The organism is Phenylobacterium sp. GW823-FHT02A09, from assembly GCF_058797775.1.
Genome location: NZ_JBXAJZ010000001.1, coordinates 430,427 through 451,116 on the forward strand (window position 1 = coordinate 430,427; position 20,690 = coordinate 451,116).

Sequence of the window (20,690 nt, forward strand, 5' to 3'; positions counted from 1 at the left end):
TCGATTCTCGAGACGCGGCATGGCACGCCTGATTCTCCCCCCCGTGACGGCGGCCCTCCTGTTGGCGGGCTGCGCGGCCGTACCAAACCTGGGTCCAGCCCCCCAGGTCCGCCCTGCGCAGGCCTATGCCGCAACCTCGAGCTTCGACGCCCCGGCCGCCGAGTGGCCGGCCGACCAGTGGTGGAAGAGCTATGGCGACGCCCAGCTCGACACCCTGGTCGATGAGGCGCTGGCCGGGTCTCCGAGCCTGGTGCAGGCGCAGGCGCGGGTGCGCGCGGCGCAGGCGCGGGCCCAACAGAGCCGCGCGGCGCTGCTGCCCAGCGCGGCGCTGAACGCCCAGGCCGCCGAGACCAAGCAGAGCTACAACAACGGCATTCCGCCGGCCTTCGTGCCCGAGGGCTACAACGACACCGGCCGCGCGACGCTGGACCTGAGCTTCGACCTCGACCTGTGGGGCAAGAACCGTGCGGCGCTGGCCGCGGCGACGTCGGAAGCCACCGCCGCCGAGATGGACGCGGCCCAGGCGCGGCTGATGCTGACCACCTCGGTGGTCGGCGCCTATGCCGAACTGTCGCGCGCCTTCGCCGTCGAGGACGCGGCCGTGCAGGCCCAGGCCAACCGCGAAGCCACCCGCAAGCTGGTCGCCCAGCAGGTCGAGAACGGCGCGGCCAACAAGGGCGAACTGCGGCAGGCAGAATCCGGGCTGGCGAGCGCCAACCAGGAACTGGCCGCCGCGCAGGAACAGGTCGGCCTGGCCCGCGACGCGATCGCCGCCCTGCTGGGCGCCGGTCCCGACCGGGGCCTGGCGATCGCCAAGCCGCAGGCGCCGGCGGCGCGCGAGTTCGGGCTGCCGTCGAACCTGGCGGCCGACCTGATCGGGCGTCGTCCCGACATCGTCGCGGCGCGGCTGCGCGCCGAGGCGGCCGGAAAGCGCATCGATGTCGCGCGCAAGTCCTTCTATCCGAACGTGAATTTGGCCGGCTTCATCGGCGCTCAGTCGCTCGGCCTGAACATGCTGACCGAGAGCGGCTCGGACATCGGCCAGGCGGGCCTGGCGCTCAGCCTGCCGATTTTCCAGGGCGGACGGCTGTCGGGCGCCTATCGCGGCGCGCGGGCCGAGTACGACGCCGCGGTCGGCGCCTATGACGCCACCCTGACCCAGGCGCTGAAGGAGGTGGCCGACGCCGCCGTCAGCGAACGTGCGCTGGCCGTCCGGCTAGAGGCCGCGCGCGAGGCCCTGGCCAAGGGCGAGGAAGCCTATCGCATCGCCCGCCTGCGCTACGAAGGCGGCCTGAACTCCTACACCTCGGTGCTGACCGCCGAGAACGCCGTGATCCTGCAGCGGCGGGCCGCCGCTGACCTGGAATCGCGCGCGCTCACCCTTGATGCAGCCCTGGTCCGCGCCCTTGGCGGCGGCTTCCGGGCCGCCTGACCCCAACCCGTTTCCGTCCTCCCCCGGAAAGGTCTCCCATGCCCGACGACATCGGATCGCATCCCCAACCCGCGGCGGTCGCCACGACCGCCCCGCCGGCCAACGGCGCGCGCCGCAAGCGGCTGTTCATGATCCTCGGGGGCGTGGTGCTCGCCGGCGCCGTGATCTGGGGGCTGTACTATTTCCTGGTCGGCTCGCGTCACGTGACCACCGACAACGCCTATGTGAACGCCGACACCGCCCAGGTGACGGCGCTGGTCGCCGGGCCGATCGTGCAGGCGCCGGTCGGCGAGACCACGGTGGTCAAGACCGGGCAGGTGATCGCGGTGATCGATCCGGCCGACTTCAAGCTGGCCGTCGACCGCGCCCGCGCCGAGCTCGGCCAGGCGCAGCGCCGGGTCGGTCAGTACTTCGCCAATGACGAGGCGCTGGGCGCCCAGACCGCCGCCCGGGGGGCCGACATCGCCCGCGCCGAGGCGATGCTGGCCAGCGCGAGATCCGACTATTCGCGGGCCGAGGTCGAGTACGGCCGCCGCCGCAACCTGGCCGATTCCGGCGCGGTGTCGGGCGACGAGCTGACCCAGGCCGAGAACCGTTATCAGGCCGCCAAGGCCGCGCTGGCCGCCGCCCAGGCGGGCCTGGCCCAGGCCAAGGCCGCCGCCGCCCAGTCGGCCGGTCAGCAGAAGGCCGCCAACGCCCTGGTCGCCGGGACCAACGTCGAGGACAACCCCGAGGTCGCCGCGGCCCGCGCCAAGCTGGCTCAGGCCGAGCTGGACCTGGCCCGCACCACGATCCGCTCGCCGGTCGACGGCGTGGTGGCGCGAAAGAGCGTGGTGGTCGGCCAGAAGGTCGCCAACGGCGCGCCGGTGATGAGCATCGTGCCGATCCAGACCGCCTATGTGGACGCCAACTTCAAGGAAGTGCAGCTGCGCAAGGTGCGGCCCGGCCAGCCGGTCGAGCTGACCAGCGATCTTTACGGCAGCGGCGTGAAGTTCCACGGCAAGGTCGCCGGCGTCGGCGGCGGCACCGGCTCGGCCTTCGCGCTGATCCCGGCCCAGAACGCCACCGGCAACTGGATCAAGGTCGTGCAGCGCGTGCCGGTCCGCATCGCCCTGGATCCCAAGGAGCTGGCCGAGCATCCGCTGCGCGTCGGCCTGTCCATGGAAGCCGTGATCGACATCTCGAAGTAAGGGGCGCGGCCCGTGAGCCAGAGCCAATCGACGCCGGCGCCGGCGCCCCTGACGGGGATGGCGCTGCTGGTCACCGGGCTGCTGCTCGGGCTGGCCAACTTCATGGTGGTGCTGGACATCACCATCGCCAACGTCGCCGTGCCGCATATCGCCGGCGGCCTGGCCGTGTCGCCCAGCCAGGGCACCTGGGTCATCACCTCCTACTCGGTGGCCGAGGCCATCACCGTGCCGCTGTCCGGTTGGCTGGCCCAGCGGTTCGGGGCGGTGAAGGTGTTCGTGTTCGGGCTGGTCGGGTTCGGGGTCTGCTCGATCCTCTGCGGCTTGGCGCCGACCTTCGGCTTCCTGGTGTTCGCCCGCGTGCTGCAGGGCCTGTGCGGCGGCCCGATCATGCCGATGTCGCAGACCCTGCTGTTGCAGATCTTCCCCAAGGAAAAGGCGCCCCAGGCGCTGGGCCTGTGGAGCATGACCACGGTCGTCGGGCCGATCGCCGGGCCGATCCTGGGCGGCACGATTTCCGACACCATCGGCTGGCACTGGATCTTCTTCATCAACATCCCGGTCGCCTTCGGCGTGGCGTTCCTGGCCTACCGGGCGCTGATCGGCCGCCAGGGCGCTACGCGCCGCGTGCCGGTCGACTATATGGGCCTGACGCTGCTGATCGTCTGGGTCGGGGCGCTGCAGGTCATGCTCGACACCGGCAAGGAGCACGATTGGTTCGCCTCGCCGTTCATCGTCGGGCTGGCGATCGTCGCGGCGGTCGGTTTCGTGGCCTTCCTGATCTGGGAGCTGACGGCGGAGAACCCGATCGTGAACCTGCGGGTGTTCCGACACCGCGGCTACACCATAGGCGTGACGACGCTCAGCCTGACATTCGGCGCGTTCTTCGCCAGCGTGGTGATCCTGCCGCTCTGGCTGCAGACCAACATGGGCTACACCGCCACCTGGGCCGGCTACGCCGCCGCCTTCCAGGGCGTGCTGGCCGTGGTGATGTCGCCGATCGTCGCCAGCCAGGTCGCCAAGCGCGATCCACGGGCGCTGGTCTCGTTCGGGGTGTTCTGGATGGCGGGGATCGCCATCTGGCGCAGCCACTTCGCCACCAACGCCGACTTCATCACCATCGCCCTGCCGCAGCTGGCACTGGGCTTCGCCATGCCGTTCTTCTTCATCCCGACCCAGAGCATCGCGCTGGGGGCCGTGGACGAGGAGGAGACCGCCGCGGCCGCCGGGATCGCCAACTTCCTGCGGGTGGTGGCCGGCGCGTTCGCGACCTCGCTGATGACTACGTCATGGGAGAACCAGGCCAGCGCCAAGCGTGCCGAACTGGTCGGGGCGCTGAACCAGCCGCAGTCGACGCTGGACCGCATGGTCGCCCAGGGCTTCTCGCCCGACCAGGCGCTGCGCCAGCTGGAAGGGCTGGTGCAGAGCCAGGCCGTGATGCTGTCGACCAACCTGATGTTCCTGACCACGGCGGTGGTGTTCGCCATCGCCGCGACGACGATCTGGCTGGCCCCGCGGCCCAAGCGGGCGGCCGGACCAGGCGGCGGGCACTAATCCCCGTTAGGGGTTGGGGACCGGCGTGCTGGCCCCGCCGATCGGCAGCGGCGGCTGGGGGCCGACGGGGCCGGCATAGCCGCCGTAGGAGCCGCGCTTGAGGTCGGTGGTCAGCGTGATCGGCGCCGAGCCGCCGGCCAGGCGGGCGCGGTAGACCTGCATGCCCTCCATGACCCGCATGACGTAGTTGCGGGTCTCCGAGAACGGAATGCACTCGACGAAGTCGATCGGGTCGGTGGAGCCGCCGCGCGGATCGCCGCAGAACTGCACCCACTGCGGCGGGCGGCCGGGGCCGGCGTTGTAGGCGGCGATCGCCATCGGGTACGACCCCGAGAAGTTGTTGATCTGCCGGCCGAGGAAGGCCTGGCCCAGCTGCATGTTGTAGTCGGGCTGCCAGAGCATGGAGACCTCGTAGCTCATGCCGAGGCCGCGGGCGGTGCTGGCGGCGGTGGCCGGCAGCAGCTGCATCATGCCGCGGGCGTCGGCGCCCGAGCGAGCCATCGGATCGAAGCCGCTTTCCTGGCGGGTGATGCCCAGGGTCAGGGCCGGTTCCGGCGCGCCGGCGACCGGCGGCGGATTGCGCAGCGGATAGCCGCGCTCGGGCAGGATGAAGCCGCGCTGGGCGGCGGTGCGGACCACCTTCATCGAGGTGTCCTGGTCGCCGTAGCCGCGGGCTAGGTCGACCAGGAGGGCCTGTTCCTCGACGGTCGGCAGGATGTCGTCGAGAGCCAGGACGAAGGTCTTGAAGAGGTCGCGGTTGCCGATCTCGTAGAGCAGCCGGGCGGCGCGGACGGTGTCGCGGCTTTCGAAGCGGGCGCGATCGGCCTGGGTCACCTGCGGATCCCCGCCCAGCACCAGCGGCTGGCCGAGCTTCTCGGTGGCGAGCTGGCCATAGAAGGTGGTGTTGAACTTGGCGCCGGCCGCATAGAAGCCCTTGGCGGCGTTCTGGTCGCCGCGCGCCTCGGCGGTGCGGCCCTGCCAATAGAAGGCGCGGCCGCGGGTGATCGGCGACTGACCGATCTTTTCCAGGTTGGCGAAGTGGACGGCGGCCTGGTCGGGCCTCTTCAGCCGGGTGAGGGCGATCCAGCCGGCATAGAACTCGGCGTCGGCGGCGGGCGCGCCCGTGGTCAGGCCGCTGTTGGCCGCGGCGGCGTAGGCCCCGGCGGAGTCGCTGTTGCGCAGCGCGTAGAGGATCAGGCGATAGCGCTCGGCCCAGATGCGGTCGGCCATGTCGCCGTGCGCCAGATCGGTCGGGAAGTAGCGGAGATTGGCGAGCGCCAGGGTCTCAAGGTTGCGCTGGCGATAGTAGCTGGCGCGTTCGAAGGCGACGCCCGGATCGTTGGAGAGATTGCCCGGCAGGGCGTTCGCCTGGTCGTTGGCGGCCGATGAGCCGGCGCGATAGGCCATCCGCACCTGGGCGACCTGGAGCCGGTCGGGCGGCAGCAGCGGGAGGATTTCGCGCGCGGCCGGACCTTGCGGACCGTAGAGCAGGATGTCGGCCCGGCGGACGTGGTCCTCGGGCGTCAGCATCGACCCGAACCGGGCCAGCATGGTGCGCTGGGGCGTGACCTCGAACAGCTTGTCGCGCCAGAAGCGGCGGATCAGGTCCTCGGCGTCCTTCTGGCGGCCGCTGGCCTGGTAGGCGCTGGCCAGGGCCATGGCGCCCTCGGCGGTCTGGGGCTCGGAGCCGCCGAACCAGGCGATGACCTGCTGCGGCGTCTGGCCGGAGGTCTCCAGCAGCTTCTCGGCGCCGAGCTGGCGGCGATTGGCGCGCGGCCAGCCGGCGAGGTCGCGGCGGGCCTGATCGACCTCGAAGAATGACATCGATTCCACGGCGGAATCGACCAGCGCCCAGGTGGCGAGCTTCCTGGCGATCGGGTCGGAGAGCGCGGCGATGCCCGACCGCGCGGTGGTCACGTCGCCCCGCTTGGCCGCGGCCAGCGCCGAGGAGAGGGTGGCGGAGTCGGTCATCGACAGCGATTGGCGATAGGCCGTCGGCGGGGTCTGGGTCAGTTCGATCGGGCGCGGCCCTTCGGCCGGCGGCCGCTCTGCGCCTGAGAACGGCCGGTAGGGGCCCTGACCCGGCGCGCCCCCTGTCGGCGCCTGGGCGTTGGCCATGGTGGCCAACAAGGCGAGCGAGGCGGTGGTCAGAAACGCTTTACGGGCCTTGGACGGCAAGGTGACGAACTCCAGATTCGCGGAAGGATGAAACTATGTTGCGGCGCGGGGGCGCCCCGCCATATTGTCCGGCCAAATCATGAGGCCGCAACAACTGGCCTCGCTTTCACGGCTTTTTGCAGACCATGTCAGATTCCTTGTTCAAGGGCGTGATGCCTGCCCTGGTGACTCCCTTCCGCGACGGCGCCGTCGACGAGAAAGCGTTCGTCGCTCTCGTCGAGCGCCAGATCGCCGGCGGAGTCCACGGCATCGTGCCCGTGGGCACGACAGGCGAGACCTCAACCCTTTCCCACGACGAGCACCGCCGGGTGGTCGAGCTGGCCGTGAAGACCGCCGCCGGCCGCGTGCCGGTCGTCGCCGGCGCGGGCTCGAACTCGACGGACGAGGCGATCGAACTGGTCCAGCACGCCAAGACCATCGGCGCGGACGCCGCCCTTGTGGTCACGCCGTACTACAATCGTCCGAGCCAGGAAGGCCTCTACGCCCACTATGCGGCGATCAACGAGGCGGTTCAGCTGCCGGTGCTGGTCTACAACGTGCCCGGACGCACGTCGGTGGACATCAGCAACGACACCCTGGGCCGGCTGTCCAAGCTGCCCAACATCGTCGGGATCAAGGACGCCACCGCGGACATGACCCGCGCCACCGTGCAGCGCCAGCTGTGCGGCGACGACTGGGTGCTGCTGTCGGGCGACGACCTGACCGCACTGGGCTACATGGCCCACGGCGGTCACGGCTGCATCTCGGTGACCTCCAACATCGCCCCGGACCTGTGCGCCACGTTCTACAACGCCGCGCTGGGCGGCGACTGGCAGACGGCGCTTTACTGGCAGGACCGCCTGTTCCGGCTGCACCGCTCGCTGTTCACCGACGCCTCGCCGGCCCCGACCAAGTTCGCGCTCTCGCATCTTGGCCTCTGCGCCGAGGACGCGCGCCTGCCGATCGTGCCGGCGTCGGAAGCCTCGCGCGCCGAAGTCCTGGCCGGGATGAGGGAAGCCGGCGTCATCTGATGGCTGGCAAGCTGATCGCAGAGAACCGCCGCGCGCGGTACGACTACTTCCTCGAGGAGACCTTCGAGGCGGGCTTGATGCTGACCGGGTCCGAGGTCAAATCGCTGCGCACCGGGCGGGCCAATATCGCCGAATCCTACGCCTCGGTCGAAGGCGACGAGGTGGTGCTGATCAACGCCGACATCCCGCCCTTCGCCCAGGCCAACCGCTTCAACCACGAGCCGCGGCGGCACCGGAAGCTGCTGCTGCACCGCAAGCAGCTGGACAAGCTGATCGGGGCCGTGACGCGCGAAGGCCGCACGATCATCCCGACCAAGCTCTATTGGAACGACAAGGGGCTGGCCAAGCTGGAGATCGCCTTGGCCAAGGGCAAGAAGCTGCACGACAAGCGCGAAGCCACCGCCGAGCGCGACTGGGCGCGCGACAAGGCCCGGCTGCTGCGCGATCGTGGCTGACGTCGAGGCCATCGAACGGGCGACCGTCGCGGCGGTGGCGCCGCGCGAGGTGCTGGAGATCGGCGGCTGGCTGATCGCCCTTAACGAGGGGACCATCCGCCGCGCGGCCAGCGCTGCGCCGCTGAGCCACGCGTTGGGGGCCGACCCAGGCGTCATCGATCAGATCGAGGCGGCGTTCGTCGAGCGCGGCCTGGCGCCGGCGTTCCGCATCGCCGACTCGCCTGGCCTGGAAAGCGTGCAGGCCGAGCTGTCGCGGCGCGGCTACCGCTTCGAGCAGCCGACCCTGGTGAAGGTCGGGGCCGCGGCCGGGATGATCGCCGCGGCGCGCGGCGAGGCGGCCAGAATCGCCGACGCGCCGGACGCGGGCTGGGCGAGCGTGTTCACGAGCGAGGGGTTCGACGAGGCCGACGGCCGCAACCGGGTGGCGGCGCTGACCCGGTCGCCCGACGCGGTCTATGGTGGAATATCGGAGGGCGACCGGACCCTGGCGGTCGGCGTGGCGGCATTCGGCTACGGCTGGGCCAGCGTGCACGGCATGCGCACCGACGCCTCGCGGCGCGGGCAGGGGCTGGCCGGGCGCGTCCTGGCGGGCCTGGCGGGCGCGGCTCAGGCGCGCGGCGTGGAGCGGGTGTTCCTGCAGGTCGAGGAAGGCAACACCGGCGCGCGCAGCCTCTACCGGCGCGCCGGGTTCACCAAGGCCTGGCGGTATCTCTACTGGAGCCAGCCGCTCTAGGCGTCGATCAGCTCGCGGGCGCGGCGGAAGACCGTCTCGAACATCTGCGCGGTGAGGCGGCCGGTGTTCGTGTTGAGGCGCGAGCAGTGATAGCTGTTCAGCACGACGTAGGGGCCGGCCTGAAACTCGGTGCCGTGGCCCGGAATGCCGGCCGAGGCCTTCAGGCCCAGCGCCTTCAGGATGTTTCGCCGTGAAACGTCGCCCAAGGTGACGATGACCTTGAGGTTCGGCAGGTCCTTGAACCGCTGGGTCAGGAACGGGCGGCAAGTGTTCTCTTCGCTGGTCTCGGGCTTGTTGCCGGGCGGGGCGCAGCGGACCGCATTGGTGATCATGCACTCGTACAGCTCAAGCCCGTCGTCGATGCGGGCGTCGAACTTGTCGTTGGCGAAACCGGTCTTGAAGAGGGTGTCGTAGAGCATCCAGCCGGCATGGTCGCCGGTGAACGGGCGGCCGGTGCGGTTGGCGCCGGTGCGGCCTGGGGCGAGGCCCGCCACCAGCAGGCGGACGCTCTGCGGCCCGCCGACCGGGACGAAGGAGGGCGCAGGGCCGTTCCACCAGTCAGGGTTCTGGGCGGCGTTCGCCTGGCGATAGGCGACCAGGCGCGGGCACAGCGGGCAGTCGCGGGGCGGCTCGGCGCCCCAGAGTTCGACCGACATCAGAGTTCGGCGTCGACGTCGTGTTCGTCGCGCGCGGCGCGGCTTTCCTGGATGAAGCGCGGCAGACGCGAGGGCCGGCCGATGATGTCGGCGAGGTCCGCCAGATCCACGAAGTTGTCGGCCTGGCGACGCAGGTCGTCGGAGGCCATTGGCGGCTGCGACTTGACGGTGGAGACCACCGTGACCCGGGCGCCCCGGCGCTGCACGGCCTCGACCAGGACGCGGAAGTCGCCGTCGCCGGAGAACAGCACCAGATGGTCGGCGTGGCTGGCCATTTCCATCATGTCGACGGCGATCTCGACGTCCATGTCGCCGCGCCAGCGCTTGCGGCCCTGGGCGTCGGTGTATTCGCGGGCCGGCTTGGTCACCAGGCGGAAGCCGTTGTAGTCGAGCCAGTCGACCAGCGGACGGATCGGCGAGTACTCCTGATCCTCGACCAGGGCGGTGTAGTAGTAGGCCCGCACCAGCACGCCGCGCTTGCGGAACTCTTCCAGCAGCTTGCGATAGTCGATATCGAAGCCCAGCCCCTTGGCGGCGGAGTACAGGTTCGCCCCGTCAATGAAGAGCGCCAGCCTGTCCGTGGGGTAGAAAGTCATGAGTGCGAATAATCCTGCGAAAATGTCTCTGGGCGTAAATCCGAACGATGCTGCTGTTGTCGCCTTGGGCGGAAATGTCGCCGGCGACTATGGATCGTCCGAAGCCCTTCTCGAGGCGGCGCTCGCTCGTTTCGCGGAGGCGGGATTGCCCATCCTGCGTCGGTCGTCCTGGTGGCGCTCCGCCGCCTGGCCCGACCCGAGCGATCAGGAGTATCGCAACGGCGTTGTGGTTGTCGAGGCTCGGCTTTCGCCCCAGGCGCTTATCCGAACATTGTTCATGCTGGAGAACGAATTCGGCCGCATGCGCAGCGTCCGGAATGCTCCGCGCACCCTCGATCTCGACCTCATCGCCCATGGCCGAATCGTCTCCGACGACCCTGAGCTGACCTTGCCGCACCCGCGGGCGCACGAGCGCCTGTTCGTGATGGGACCGCTGGCGCAGATCGCGCCCGACTGGCGCCACCCGGTGCTGGGGCGCACGGCCTCGGAGCTGGCGGCCAGCGCCACGGTCGGACTGGACGCGACACCGCTTTAAGTGTCGCAGGCGCGCGCACGAAGTTGACGCACCCGTCAGGTAGGTATACGGCGCGGCCCCTTGCGAGACGCAGGAACAGCCCGTGGGCTATCGGCTCATCATTTTCGACTTCGACGGCACGCTGGCCGACAGCGCCGCTTGGTTCGCCGGCGCGCTGAACGGCGTGGCGCGACGCTATGGTTTCCGCGAGATCGACCTCGCCGAAATGGCGCGCCTGCGCGGGCGGCCGAGCCGCGAGATCATGCAGGCCCTGCGGGTCAGCCCCTGGAAGCTGCCGTTCATCGCCGCGCACCTGCGCAAGCTGGCGGCTGACGCCGCGCCCTCGATCGACCTGTTTCCCGGGGTCGCCGACATGCTGCGCCGCCTGTCCGCGCGCGGCGTGAAGGTGGCGATCGTGAGTTCGAACAGCGAAGCGGTGGTGCGCCGGGTGCTGGGGAGCGAGTTGGCCGGCTTGGTCGCGCACTACGGCTGCGGCGCGTCGATCTTCGGCAAGGCCGCCAAGTTCCGCCAGGTGATCCGCGCGGCCGGCGTGGCCGACGCGGACGTGCTGAGCGTCGGCGATGAAGTGCGCGACATCGAGGCGGCGCGGAAGGTGCGGCTGGCGGCAGGGGCGGTGACCTGGGGCTACGCCACGCCGGAGATCCTGCAGGCGCAGCGGCCCAGCGTGATGTTCGAAACCACGGACGACGTGCTGCGCGAAGCCGGGCTCTGCGGCATCTAACCCGAGACCTGCCAGCCTTGCGGCGTTGCACAATCGCCGCGAAGCCTCTATTTTGTTCGGTTCTACCGCACCTCTGAGGATTCCATGGCCCGCGTCACCGTCGAAGATTGCGTCGAGAAGGTCCCCAACCGCTTCAGCCTCGTGCTGCTGGCTGCGCACCGCGCGCGCGCCATCTCGGCCGGCGCTCCGCTGTTGGTCGACCGCGACAACGACAAGAACCCGGTCGTGTCGCTGCGCGAAATCGCCGACGACGTGGTGGACGCCGAAGAGCTGCGGGAAAACCTGATCGGCACGCTGCAGCGCGTTGATGAGCGTTCGGAAGCCGAGGAAGAGGCCGAAACCCTGGCCCTGCTGTCGGATCCGACCCACATGCAGATGAGCGAGCTGGAACTGGTTCGCGCGCTTCAGAGCGACCGTGACGGCGGCCAGGAGGAGCGGTACTGAGCCCGGAAGGCGCAGAACCCCTCACTGTCACGGCGGCGCCTCAACAACCGCCCGCCGACAAAACCGATGCGCCGGTCGCCAAGCAGCGGCCGAAGATGCTTCGTCAGTACGAGCTGATCGAGAAGGTCCGCTCGTACGACCCGACCGCCGACGAGGCGGTGCTGAACCGCGCCTATGTCTACGCCATGCGGATGCATGGGTCGCAGAAGCGCGCGTCCGGCGACCCCTATTTCGCCCACCCGATCGAGGTGGCGGGGATCCTGACCGACTATCGGCTGGACACCGCCACCATCGTCACCGCCCTGCTGCACGACGTGATCGAGGACACCCCGGTCACGCCCGACGACATCCGCGGCCTGTTCGGCCCGGAGATCACCGAGCTCGTCGAGGGGGTGACCAAACTCACCAAGCTTGAACTGAACAGCGAGCGGACCAAGCAGGCCGAGAACCTGCGCAAGTTCATCCTGGCCATCTCCAAGGACGTGCGGGTCCTGATGGTCAAGTTGGCCGACCGCCTGCACAACATGCGGACGCTGCACTACATCTCGAGCCCGGCCAAGCGCGAGCGGATCGCCCGCGAGACCCTGGACATCTATGCGCCGCTGGCGCGCTCGATCGGCTGTCACCGCATCTGCACCGAGCTGGAAGAGCTGTGCTTCGAGCATCTGAATCCGGTGGCGCGCGACGCCATCGGCCGGCGGCTGGAAGCGCTGCGGATCGAGCAGGGGGCGGCGGTCTCGATCGTTTCCGGCGAAATCGCCGCCAAGCTGGAGACCGCGGGCATTCCGGCGCGGGTCTTCGGACGTGAGAAGAACGCCTATTCGATCTGGCGCAAGTTGCAGCGCAAATCGATTGGATTCTCTCAGCTTTCCGACATTTACGCGTTCCGGGTGATCGTCGATTCCGAGGCCGACTGCTATGCGGCCCTGGGCGTGATACATCGCGCCTGGCCGAGCGTTCCCGAGCGCTTCAAGGACTTCATCTCGACGCCCAAACGCAACAACTACCGCTCGCTGCACACGACGGTGGTGGGCCCGAAGGGCATGCGGATCGAGATGCAGATCCGCACCGAGACCATGGACCGGATCGCCGAGGACGGCGTGGCGGCCCACTGGCGCTACAAGAACTCGTCCTACGGCTTCGATCCGGAAGACCAGGCCGCCGGCGGCGGGCGCGACCCTCTGGTCAATCTGCGCCACCTGGTCCAGGTGCTGGAGCACGGCGGCGACGTCGAGGAACTGGTCGAGCACGCCAAGCTCGAGATGTATCTCGACCAGGTGTTCGTGTTCACGCCCAAGGGCAGGCTGGTCAGCCTCCCGCGCGGGGCGATGCCGCTGGACTTCGCCTATGCCGTCCACACCGACGTCGGCGACACCTGCATCGGCGTGAAGATCAACGGCGAGCTGAAGCCCCTGCGCGCTACCTTGCAGAACGGCGACGTGGTCGAGGTGATCCGCGGTCCCAAACCCGTGGTGCCGCCGGACTGGCGCTCGCTGACCGTCACCGGGCGCGCGCGCTCGGCGATCCGCCGGCATATCCGTCAGACCGAGCGCGACGAGTTCGTGCGGCTTGGGCGGGCGAGCCTCGACCAGACCTTCGAGCGGGCCGGCAAGTCACGCAAGGACGTGGTGCTGAAGCCGTCGCTGGAGCGCTTTGCGGTTCCGAGCGAGGAAGACCTGTTCGAGCTGGTCGGGCGCGGGCGCATCGCGCCGACCCAGGTGCTGGACGTGATCTTCCCCGGATTGAAGGCGGCTGAGCGCGAGGCGGCGGCGGCGACGCGTCGGATCGAAGGCGGCAAGGGCGCGCGGCTCTACGTGCGCGGCGGCGGACTGACGCCGGGCGTGTCGCTGAATTTCGGCCAGTGCTGCACGCCGGTGCCGGGCGACCGCATCGTCGGCATTCTGGAGCCGGACGGCACGGGCCTGACCGTTCACACCATCGACTGCGCGCGTCTCGCCGAGTTCGAGGACCGCGAGGAGCTTTGGCGCGACCTGCAATGGACGCCGGAGGCCGAGCGCAACACGGTGACGCTGTCCAAGCTGACGGCGACGATCCGTAATGCGCCGGGCGTGCTGGGCCAGGCCTGCACGGCGATCGGCGAGGCTGGCGGAAACATCGTCAACCTGCGCATGCATCGACGGCAGTCGGATTTCTTCGACGTCGATTTCGACGTCGAAGTGAAGGACGCCAAGCACCTGACCAACATCGCCGCGGCGTTGCGCGCCTATCCCAGCATCGAGACGGTCGACCGCGCCAAGGGGTGAGGGAGCGGCGCTCGCAGAGCGCCGCCCGTGGTCAGTGGACCGATTGCGAGTGTTCGCCGCCGGGCCGGACGATGCCGCCGAGCGCTTCGCCGGTGCGCGAGGTTTGCCCAATGGAGGCCAGGTCGGCCAGCGACACGATGCCGATCAGCCGCTTGTCGCGGTTGAGCACGGGCAGGCGGCGCACCTGAATATCGCCCATGTTGCGCAGGACGGCGTCGCTGTCGTCGTCCTCAAAGCAGTATTTGACCTCGCGGCTCATCACGTCGGCCACCTTGGCGTCCGGACCTTTGCCCAGCGCGATGCCGCGCACGCAGATGTCGCGGTCGGTGATCATGCCGACCAGCCGGTCGCCGTCGGCGACGGGCAGGATGCCGGCGTCGAGCTCGGCCATCATCCGCGCGGCGTCGCGCAGGGACTCCTGCGGGCTGGCCATCTTGACGTTGCGGGTCATGCAATCGGCGACTTTCATGTCGGGACTCCGTACCTGGGGGAGCCGGCGACGCGGGCCGGCCTCTGCGGCAAACGGCCGGGGACGGCGGGTGTTCCTAGGGCGCAGGCATGGGCCCCAAAACAGCGAAGCCCGGGGGTCGAGGACCCGCCGGGCTTCAAGTCCGACTATCGTTTTCCATTGCTGGCTGATTTGTCGGGCTGGTTTTCGATTTTCATCTCCAACCGTCTAATCAACGGGCGACCGAGCCGGTGGGTTCCGGGATGGGAGATAAAAATCAGCGGGGGGACGAAGCGGACATGAAAAGCCCAGGAGGCCGGTCCGCACTCCTGGGCTCTGAGCCGATCTCGAGTTTGCGTTTCGGGGATCGGGCTGTCCGTAGACATGTCTGATAACCACGCAGGCGCGTGTCGGTTCCCGGTCAGGTGGAACAAATGCGCTGACGCACGTTCTGCGGGGCCTGACACGGCGAGGATTCTCCCGTCACATGTCGCGCATGCACAAGCCGCTCGCGCTCGCCGCCGTCCTGCTCGCCACCACCGCCGCCCAGGCGAGTTCGCCCCCGGCCTACGACGTGCTGATCCGCAATGCGCAGATCTATGACGGCTCGGGCCAGGCGCCGTTCAAGGGCGAGGTCGCCATCGCCGCGGACCGCATCGCCTATGTCGGCCCGAAGGCGCCCGAGAGCGCGCGCACGGTGATCGACGCGGGCGGCAAGGCGGTGTCGCCGGGCTTCATCAACATGCTGTCCTGGGCGACCGAAAGCCTGATCGCCGACCCGCGGGGGCTGTCGGACCTCAAGCAGGGGGTGACGCTGGAGGTGATGGGCGAGGGGACCTCGATGGGCCCGCTGAGCCCGGAGATGAAGCGGCTGGAAACCCAGCGCATGGGGGACATCAAGTACGACATCGGCTGGACCAGCCTGGACGAATACCTGACCTGGCTGACCAAGCGCGGATCGGCGCTGAACGTCGCCTCGTTCGTCGGCGCGGCCACGGTCCGCGAGCACGTGCTGGGCGAGGGCGACGTCGATCCGACGCCCGAGCAACTGGCTGCGATGCGCAAGCTGGTGGTCGAGGCGATGCAGGACGGGGCGCTGGGCGTCGGTTCGTCGCTGATCTATGCGCCGGCCAGCTACGCCGAGACGCCGGAGCTGGTGGCGCTGGCCACCGAGGCCGGGCGCTGCGGCGGGATCTATATCAGCCACATGCGCTCGGAGGCCGACCGGCTGCTCGAAGCCATCGACGAACTGATCGCGATTTCGAAGCAGTCCGGCGCGCCGGCTGAGATCTATCACCTGAAGCAAGCCGGCAAGGCCAACTGGGACAAGCTGGACCCGGCCATCGCCCGCATCGAGGCGGCGCGCGCCGCTGGCCACCGGATCACCGCCGACATGTACACCTACACCGCCGGCTCGACCGGGCTCGACGCGGCCATGCCGCCGTGGGTGCAGGCCGGCGGGGTCGAGACCTGGATCGGCCGCATGAAGGACCCGGCGACCCGCGCCAAGGTCATCGCCGAGATGCGCCAGGAGAAACCTGACTTCGAGAACCTCTATCGCCATGCCGGCGCGGAGGGGACGCTGCTGGTCGGGTTCAAGAACCCGGCGATGAAGGGGCTGACCGGCAAGACCCTGGCGCAGGTGGCCAAGGATCGCGGCGTCTCGCCCGAGGACGCGGCCATCGACCTGGTGATCGAGGACGGCAGCCGGGTGCAGGTGGTCTACTTCCTGATGTCCGAGCAGAACGTGGCGCGCCAGACGGCGCTGCCGTGGATGAGCTTCGGATCAGACGCTTCGGCCCAGGCGCCGGAGGGGGTGTTCCTGAAGTCGAGCACCCATCCGCGGGCCTATGGCAACTTCGCGCGGCTGCTCGGCAAGTACGTGCGCGAAGAGAAGACCACGAGCCTGGCCGACGCGGTGCGCCGGCTGTCGGCGTTTCCAGCCCAGAACCTGGGTCTGAAGGACCGCGGGATGCTGAAGGCCGGCTACTATGCCGACCTGGTGGTGTTCGACCCGGCGACGATCGGCGACGTCGGGACCTACGAAAGCCCCAAGCAGTTCGCGGTCGGCGTCAGCGACGTGTTCGTCAACGGCAAGCAGGCCCTGAAGGACGGCGAGCCGACCGGGCAGCTGGGCGGCCAGGTGGTGCGCGGGCGCGGCTGGACTGGCTGGAGCGACGGCGGCTGCCGGGTAAGCGCGAAGGACTGGAGCTGGACGTGGTGAACATCGACCAACGGCGCCGGCTGGGAGGGCGGCTGCACGCCTTCACCCAGGTGTTCGATCCGCCGCTGGGCGAAGGCGGCGGACCGACCTTCGCCGTCAAGGACCTGATCGACGTGGCCGGCGTCCCGACCGGCGGCGGCGGCGTGGTTCCGCTGGACGCCGCGCCGGCGCGGCACGCCTTGGCGGTGGAGCGGCTGCTGGACGCCGGCTACGTCGCAGTCGGCAAGACCCACACCGTGGAGCTGGCGTTCGGCGGCTGGGGCACCAACCGCGCGGTCGGCGCGCCGTGGAACCCCTGGGACACGGCGGTGCATCGGGCGCCGGGCGGCTCGTCCAGCGGCTCGGCGGCGGCCGTCGCGGCCGGCCTCTGCGATGTCGCCCTTGGCACCGACACCGGCGGCTCGATCCGGATCCCGGCGGCGGCCTGCGGCGTGGTCGGACTGAAGCCGGGCCGGGGACTGGTCTCGACGCAGGGCGGGCACGATCTGGCGCCCAGCCTCGACACGCTGGGGCCGCTGGCGCGTTCGGTCGCCGACGCCGCGCGGGTGCTGGAGATCATCTCCGGTCCGGACGGCGGCGGCGCGGTGCGTCCACGCTTCGACGCCGCCGCGGCGCTGGCCAGCGACGTTCGGGGCTGGAAGGTCGCCGTGCTGCCCATGGAGGCGATGCCGGCGATCGATCCGCAGGTCGCCGAGCTCTATCGAACCGCCATGGGACGCTTGGCGGACCTGGGCGTGCAGATCGAGACGGCGCGCACGCCGCGGCCGTTCGCCGACTACTTCATCCCGAATGGTTGGCTGATGGCGGCGGAGGGCTGGCGCGTGCGTGGCGCGCATATCGCGGCCAATGGCGAAGTGATGGACCGCTGGGTGGTCAAGCGGTTCGAAGCGGGGCGGAGCGTCACCGACGCCGAGCTGTCGCGGGCGTTGGCGCGGCGGGCCGCCGACCAGCGCGAGTTCCAGGACTGGATGGCGCCTTACGGCGCGCTGCTCTCGCCGACCTTGCCGATCCAGGCGCCGCCGATCGACGACGTCGACGAGACCGCCTCGCCGTTCTCGGCCATGACCCGGGCCGGCAACTATCTGGACCTGCCGGCCGCCAACGTGCCGATGGGACTGACCGACGCGGGCCTGCCGGCCGGGCTGCAGTTCATGGGCCGCATGGGGGACGAGACTTCGGTCGTCGCCCTGGCGGCGGCCTTCGAGACGGTGTCTGGTTGGAACGGCCGGCGGCCCGATCTGACGGGGTTCGGAGCTTAGGGCGCGCCGTAGTGAACGCGGACCGGCAGGCCCGGTGCGATACGGCCAGCGCCTTTTAGCTTCGGCTGCGCCGCCTCGGCGGTCTTGACCTCTTCGGCCGGCTTGGACCGGCAGAAGATCTTGATGCTGCAGATGTCGATCCTCTGGTGGCGCAGGGACAGGGTCCAGCGCGCCAGCCGCGTGGCTTCCGTCAATCGGCCCGGCTTGATCCTCTGGAGGCCCCAGCGGCCCCAGGCCTCGGCGCCGTAGACGAAGCGGTCGAGCACGACGGGGCGACGGGTTGCGGCTGCGGCCTCCGCGGCCAGGGATAAGGTGGAGATGACGACCACGCCGAGCGCCCCTGCGAGAAGGACCTTGCTACGCATCACCATCACCCAAGCCTGTTTTGAACGCCAAACCGAATCCGCACGACGCCGTTATCTGCGGCCGGTTCGTGGCGCTCATGTGGCGAGACGGGCGCGTGAGTTCAACTCCTGGCGGTAGCCGGTCAGACGGCCTTGGCCGCGCGATCGCGGGCCGTCTGTTGCTGGACCACGATGCCCTGGCGGGTTTCGTCCAGGATGCGGGCGACGATCGGATCGGTCTGGATGGCCTTCCAGTAGGCGGCCAGGCGGGGCAGGGCGAGCAGCGGATCGGGCGTGCCGAAGACGCCGGGGATCCACTCGCTGGCCAGCACCAGCTGCGGGGCGATGGCGCCGTCGGCCTGGGTCAAGCCCTTGCCCACTGCATAGCCGTCCGTCCCGATGAAGTCTTCCAGGTAGGCCAGGGCTTCGGCCAGCTTGCCGGCGGCGGCCTCGACGACGGCCGGCTCCCAGTGACGGCGGGAGCGGCCGGCCAGGGTGAACAGCGGGACCATGGCCATGACTACGTAGAAGTCGCAGATGCGCGAGAGCAGCCGCATCTGCGCGCGCGCCCAGGGATCGGACGGCCGCAGGGCCGGCTCTGGGTAGGCGTCTTCGAGGTACTCGCAGATCACTTCCGACTCCGGCAGGGCGCGGCCGTCGTCGAGCACCAGGGTCGGCACGCGGCCAATCGGATTGACCTTTAGATACTCGGCCTTGGTTTCCTCCGACGCGCCGAAGCCGGGAGGATGGATGATCTCGACCTCTATCCCTTTGGCGTAGAGCAACAGGCGCACCCGGCTGGGAAACGGCGAGTCATAGGTTTGGAACAGCTTCACCGGTCCGTCCTCCCGACGCGAATTGGTCGATGACAGCATGCCGGGCGTTCGATAATCCGCAAGATCAGGAGACCTCACATGAACACTGAAGACGTCCTGGAAGAATTCCGCGCCTCGGGCGCGCTGCGCGAAGGCCACTTCGTTCTGTCGAGCGGCCTGCATTCGGGGACGTTCCTGCAGAAGAACCTGGTGTTCCAGTATCCCGAGCGCACGGCGCGGCTGTGCAAGGCGCTGGCCGACAAGATCAAGGAAGCGGTGGGCGAGGTCGACCTCTGCATCTCGCCGGCCGTGGGCGGGATCATCCCGGGCTACGAGACCGCGCGGCAGCTGGGCGTGCCGTCGATGTACGTCGAGCGCGAGGGCGGCGAGTTCAAGCTGCGCCGGGCGTTCGAGATCCCGCCGGGCGCACGGATCGCCATGGTCGAGGACATCGTCTCGACCGGCCTGTCATCGCGCGAGTGCGTGGAAGCCATCAAGAAGGCCGGCGGCGATGTGGTGGTTGCGGCCTGCATCGTCGACCGTTCGGGCGGCCGGGCCGATCCGGGCGCGCCGTTCGTCGCCCTGGCCCGGCTGGACGTGCCGGCCTATCCGGCCGACCAACTGCCGCCCGAACTGGCGGCGATTCCGGTCGAGGACCCCGGCAGCCGGAGACTGAGCAAGTGAGCAAGCTGCGGCTGGGCGTGAACATCGACCACGTGGCGACCATTCGGAACGCCCGTGGCAGCAGCTATCCCGATCCGGTGCGGGCGGCCGAACTGGCCATCGCCGCGGGCGCCGACGGCATCACCGCCCACCTGCGCGAGGACCGGCGCCATATCTCGGACGCCGATATCGAGGCGCTGGCGGCGATCACCCGCAAGCGTGGGCGGCCGCTGAACTTCGAGATGGCGGTCACCGAGGAAATGGAAGCCATCGCGATCGCCCACCTGCCGCACGCGGCCTGCCTGGTGCCCGAACGCCGTGAGGAGCGCACGACCGAGGGCGGGCTCGACGTGGTCGGCGGCCACAACCACATCGCGCCGGTGGTCAGCAAGCTGGTCGCCGCCGGGGTGCGGGTCTCGTGCTTCATCGACGCCGACCCGGCCCAGGCCGCAGCCGCCAAGGCGATGGGCGCGCAGGTCGTGGAGTTCCACACCGGGGCCTATTGCGACGCCGTGCGCGAGCGCTCGCCCGACGCCCCGGCGTTGCTGGAAGGTCTGCGCGCCGCTGCGGCGGAGGCTGGGCGGCTGGGGCTGGAAGTCCACGCCGGCCACGGGATCGACTACGAGACCGTAAAGCCGATCGCGGCGATCCCGGAAGTGACGGAGCTCAACATCGGCCACTTCCTGATCGGCGAGGCGATCTTCGTGGGCCTGTCGCCGGCGATCCATCGCATGCGCGCCCTGATGGACGAAGCGCGGGTGGGGAAAGCGGCGTGATCATCGGCATCGGCTCCGACCTGTCCGACATCCGCCGCGTCGCCGAGACGCTGGAGCGGTTCGGCGAGCGGTTCACCAACCGCATCTTCACCGAGATCGAGCGGACGCGATCGGAGCGCAAGCCGGACCGGGCCTCGAGCTACGCCAAGCGGTTCGCGGCCAAGGAAGCCTGCGCCAAGGCGCTGGGCACGGGCCTGCGGGCGGGGGTGTTCTGGCGCGACATGGGCGTGGTCAACATGCGCTCGGGCCAACCGACCATGGCGCTGACCGGCGGCGCGGCCGAGCGGCTCGCCAAGATGACGCCGCCGGGCCACAAGGCGGTGATCCACCTGTCGCTGACCGACGACCACCCCTATGCGCAGGCCTTCGTGATCATCGAGGCGGTGCCGGAGTAGG

General features: G+C 69.7%; 21 protein-coding genes. 15 read left to right on the forward strand and 6 right to left on the reverse strand.

What is annotated here, in order from left to right; genetic code table 11:
- The first annotated feature begins 43 nt into the window (after window positions 1-43).
- From AC1Q87_RS02265 to AC1Q87_RS02275, 3 genes are read left to right on the forward strand one after another with little or no spacing between them, the layout of a single operon-like run.
- Entirely contained in the window at window positions 44-1,432 is a 1,389-nt protein-coding gene (locus tag AC1Q87_RS02265) for an efflux transporter outer membrane subunit (protein ID WP_492607386.1), read from the forward strand.
- Window positions 1,433-1,470: 38 nt separating this feature from the next.
- A complete protein-coding gene (locus AC1Q87_RS02270; RefSeq protein ID WP_492607387.1) occupies window positions 1,471-2,622 on the forward strand; it encodes an HlyD family secretion protein in 1,152 nt (383 codons plus the stop codon).
- A gap of 12 nt (window positions 2,623-2,634) precedes the next feature.
- Window positions 2,635-4,173 carry a DHA2 family efflux MFS transporter permease subunit gene (locus tag AC1Q87_RS02275; RefSeq protein WP_492607388.1) on the forward strand — a complete coding sequence of 513 codons (1,539 nt, stop codon included), beginning with the start codon at window positions 2,635-2,637 and terminating at the stop codon, window positions 4,171-4,173.
- A 6-nt stretch (window positions 4,174-4,179) separates the two neighbouring features.
- Here AC1Q87_RS02275 and AC1Q87_RS02280 read toward each other — a convergent pair whose 3' ends face one another.
- On the reverse strand, window positions 4,180-6,351 hold the full coding sequence (locus AC1Q87_RS02280) for a lytic transglycosylase domain-containing protein (RefSeq protein WP_492607389.1): 2,172 nt from the start codon (window positions 6,349-6,351) through the stop codon (window positions 4,180-4,182).
- A gap of 125 nt (window positions 6,352-6,476) precedes the next feature.
- On the opposite strand from AC1Q87_RS02280, the gene dapA reads away from it, so the two are divergent.
- From dapA to AC1Q87_RS02295, 3 genes are read left to right on the forward strand one after another with little or no spacing between them, the layout of a single operon-like run.
- Window positions 6,477-7,361 (forward strand): 4-hydroxy-tetrahydrodipicolinate synthase, encoded by an 885-nt coding sequence (dapA, locus tag AC1Q87_RS02285; RefSeq protein WP_492607390.1) that lies wholly within the window; start codon window positions 6,477-6,479, stop codon window positions 7,359-7,361.
- A complete protein-coding gene (gene smpB, locus AC1Q87_RS02290) occupies window positions 7,361-7,816 on the forward strand; it encodes an SsrA-binding protein SmpB (protein WP_492607391.1) in 456 nt (151 codons plus the stop codon). Before dapA ends, smpB begins: the two co-directional genes overlap by 1 nt.
- Window positions 7,809-8,549 (forward strand): GNAT family N-acetyltransferase, encoded by a 741-nt coding sequence (locus AC1Q87_RS02295; RefSeq protein ID WP_492607392.1) that lies wholly within the window; start codon window positions 7,809-7,811, stop codon window positions 8,547-8,549. Before smpB ends, AC1Q87_RS02295 begins: the two co-directional genes overlap by 8 nt.
- On the opposite strand, the gene AC1Q87_RS02300 is transcribed toward AC1Q87_RS02295, so the two are convergent.
- Complete coding sequence (locus tag AC1Q87_RS02300) at window positions 8,546-9,205, reverse strand: uracil-DNA glycosylase (protein WP_492607393.1); 660 nt, start codon at window positions 9,203-9,205, stop codon at window positions 8,546-8,548. The genes AC1Q87_RS02295 and AC1Q87_RS02300 overlap by 4 nt on opposite strands.
- Window positions 9,205-9,801, reverse strand: coding sequence for a LabA-like NYN domain-containing protein (locus tag AC1Q87_RS02305; RefSeq protein WP_183770301.1), 597 nt, complete (start codon window positions 9,799-9,801; stop codon window positions 9,205-9,207). The genes AC1Q87_RS02300 and AC1Q87_RS02305 overlap by 1 nt, the downstream gene beginning before the upstream one ends.
- A gap of 22 nt (window positions 9,802-9,823) precedes the next feature.
- Here AC1Q87_RS02305 and folK point away from each other — a divergent pair, with 22 nt between their 5' ends.
- From folK to AC1Q87_RS02325, 4 genes are all read left to right on the forward strand, one after another.
- The gene (folK, locus tag AC1Q87_RS02310; protein WP_492607394.1) at window positions 9,824-10,336 is read left to right on the forward strand and encodes a 2-amino-4-hydroxy-6-hydroxymethyldihydropteridine diphosphokinase; all 513 of its coding nucleotides are present in this window, start codon (window positions 9,824-9,826) and stop codon (window positions 10,334-10,336) included.
- Between the two features lie 82 nt (window positions 10,337-10,418).
- Window positions 10,419-11,057, forward strand: coding sequence for an HAD hydrolase-like protein (locus AC1Q87_RS02315; RefSeq protein WP_492607395.1), 639 nt, complete (start codon window positions 10,419-10,421; stop codon window positions 11,055-11,057).
- Between the two features lie 84 nt (window positions 11,058-11,141).
- A complete protein-coding gene (gene rpoZ, locus AC1Q87_RS02320) occupies window positions 11,142-11,501 on the forward strand; it encodes a DNA-directed RNA polymerase subunit omega (RefSeq protein WP_492607396.1) in 360 nt (119 codons plus the stop codon).
- Between the two features lie 95 nt (window positions 11,502-11,596).
- Complete coding sequence (locus AC1Q87_RS02325; protein ID WP_492607397.1) at window positions 11,597-13,765, forward strand: RelA/SpoT family protein; 2,169 nt, start codon at window positions 11,597-11,599, stop codon at window positions 13,763-13,765.
- A 31-nt stretch (window positions 13,766-13,796) separates the two neighbouring features.
- Here the strand turns inward: AC1Q87_RS02325 and AC1Q87_RS02330 are convergent, their stop codons facing one another.
- A complete protein-coding gene (locus AC1Q87_RS02330; RefSeq protein WP_492607398.1) occupies window positions 13,797-14,234 on the reverse strand; it encodes a CBS domain-containing protein in 438 nt (145 codons plus the stop codon).
- A 475-nt stretch (window positions 14,235-14,709) separates the two neighbouring features.
- Between AC1Q87_RS02330 and AC1Q87_RS02335 the strand changes: the two genes are divergently transcribed.
- On the forward strand, window positions 14,710-16,437 hold the full coding sequence (locus AC1Q87_RS02335) for an N-acyl-D-amino-acid deacylase family protein (RefSeq protein WP_492607399.1): 1,728 nt from the start codon (window positions 14,710-14,712) through the stop codon (window positions 16,435-16,437).
- On the forward strand, window positions 16,434-17,696 hold the full coding sequence (locus AC1Q87_RS02340) for an amidase (RefSeq protein ID WP_492607400.1): 1,263 nt from the start codon (window positions 16,434-16,436) through the stop codon (window positions 17,694-17,696). The genes AC1Q87_RS02335 and AC1Q87_RS02340 overlap by 4 nt, the downstream gene beginning before the upstream one ends.
- Here the strand turns inward: AC1Q87_RS02340 and AC1Q87_RS02345 are convergent.
- Both AC1Q87_RS02345 and AC1Q87_RS02350 read right to left on the reverse strand, forming a co-directional pair.
- On the reverse strand, window positions 17,693-18,061 hold the full coding sequence (locus tag AC1Q87_RS02345) for a hypothetical protein (protein WP_492607401.1): 369 nt from the start codon (window positions 18,059-18,061) through the stop codon (window positions 17,693-17,695). The two genes, AC1Q87_RS02340 and AC1Q87_RS02345, sit on opposite strands and share 4 nt — an antisense overlap.
- A 122-nt stretch (window positions 18,062-18,183) precedes the next feature.
- Window positions 18,184-18,915 (reverse strand): glutathione S-transferase family protein, encoded by a 732-nt coding sequence (locus tag AC1Q87_RS02350; protein ID WP_492607402.1) that lies wholly within the window; start codon window positions 18,913-18,915, stop codon window positions 18,184-18,186.
- 39 nt (window positions 18,916-18,954) lie between these two features.
- On the opposite strand from AC1Q87_RS02350, the gene pyrE reads away from it, so the two are divergent.
- The 3 genes from pyrE to acpS are packed head-to-tail and all read left to right on the forward strand — an operon-like array spanning window position 18,955 to window position 20,689.
- Entirely contained in the window at window positions 18,955-19,539 is a 585-nt protein-coding gene (pyrE, locus tag AC1Q87_RS02355; protein WP_492607403.1) for an orotate phosphoribosyltransferase, read from the forward strand.
- Complete coding sequence (locus AC1Q87_RS02360) at window positions 19,536-20,294, forward strand: pyridoxine 5'-phosphate synthase (RefSeq protein WP_492607404.1); 759 nt, start codon at window positions 19,536-19,538, stop codon at window positions 20,292-20,294. Before pyrE ends, AC1Q87_RS02360 begins: the two co-directional genes overlap by 4 nt.
- A complete protein-coding gene (acpS, locus tag AC1Q87_RS02365) occupies window positions 20,291-20,689 on the forward strand; it encodes a holo-ACP synthase (protein WP_436061159.1) in 399 nt (132 codons plus the stop codon). Before AC1Q87_RS02360 ends, acpS begins: the two co-directional genes overlap by 4 nt.
- The last annotated feature ends 1 nt before the right edge of the window (window position 20,690 follow it).